General features: G+C 67.0%; 1 protein-coding gene. It reads right to left on the bottom strand.

The window, feature by feature from the left end; all coding sequences use genetic code 11:
• Window positions 1–403: transposase (locus FMEAI12_RS12485; protein WP_200835267.1), on the bottom strand; the 403-nt coding region annotated here is incomplete at both ends.

Below are 403 nucleotides of genomic sequence, written 5' to 3'. Positions count from 1 at the left end.
CCCTTCGCTTTTGGCGTTGCTGATGCCGGTGTTCAGGAAGGCTTCGATCTCGGGCCACCAGCAGCGCCTGGCCGATCGGGCCCTGGTCCATCAGCGGGTTCCACATCCGCTCGAACTCAGCGTCGGTCAGATCCTCCCGGTTGCGCAGCAGCTTGCGCCGGGCCTTCCACTCCGGATCTCCGGCCCGGCCACGTCTGCCGCGGTGTGTGCGGGTCAGACGGCGGCGCACCAGATTGAGCATCTTGTTCGCAAGCTGCACCACATGGAAATGATCGACCACCACGGTGGCCTGCGGCAGTCCGGTGCGGATCGCCGCCCGACACAACGGGGACATGTCGATGGCCACGAAACGAACCCCCTGGCGCCAGGTGAGCGGGGTGTCGGCCGGCCAGGCCAGCACATC

It is taken from the genome of Parafrankia sp. Ea1.12 (genome assembly GCF_900465275.1).
Taxonomy (GTDB): Bacteria; Actinomycetota; Actinomycetes; order Frankiales; family Frankiaceae; genus Parafrankia; species Parafrankia soli.
Note: the sequence above shows the minus strand (reverse complement) of the source record. Positions and strands in the feature narration are given on the sequence as shown.